The 355-nt window shown below is 54.9% G+C and carries 1 protein-coding gene; it reads left to right on the forward strand.

Annotated features, from left to right (window positions below):
• Nucleotides 1–37 precede the first annotated feature (37 nt).
• A partial coding sequence (locus C5P05_RS00110; RefSeq protein ID WP_198674552.1) for a hypothetical protein occupies nt 38–355 on the forward strand: 318 nt, incomplete at its 3' end.

Consider the following 355-nt stretch of genomic DNA (forward strand, 5'->3'; position numbering starts at 1 on the left):
TCGAATGCGTGAAGCGTTGGAATTGCAGGTATTGCACATGCTCCGCCACGCAGCAGTAGACAAAGCGGCTGAATTGGCAATCGCACATCAGCTTTCCGCAGCCCTTGCCAGAACACTATTGGCACAGGGTAAGGGGTTGGATGCGTTGCAGGCCATCGAAGCTTATAGGCACATGCTGGAAGCAGAGTTTCGTACGCAAGATGCGCTTAAGGCTAGAGTGGTCCAGGGCATCATTCACAGCGCTATTGGACAAGCGGGCAAGGCCCTGCAACTGCTACGCGAGTGCGTAGCTCAGGCGCAGCCTCAGGGGTCTATAAGGCTCTTTGTGGATGAAGGCGCACCAATGCAAACACTG

The organism is Rhodoferax ferrireducens (assembly GCF_003347515.1).
Lineage (GTDB): Bacteria > Pseudomonadota > Gammaproteobacteria > Burkholderiales > Burkholderiaceae_C > Rhodoferax.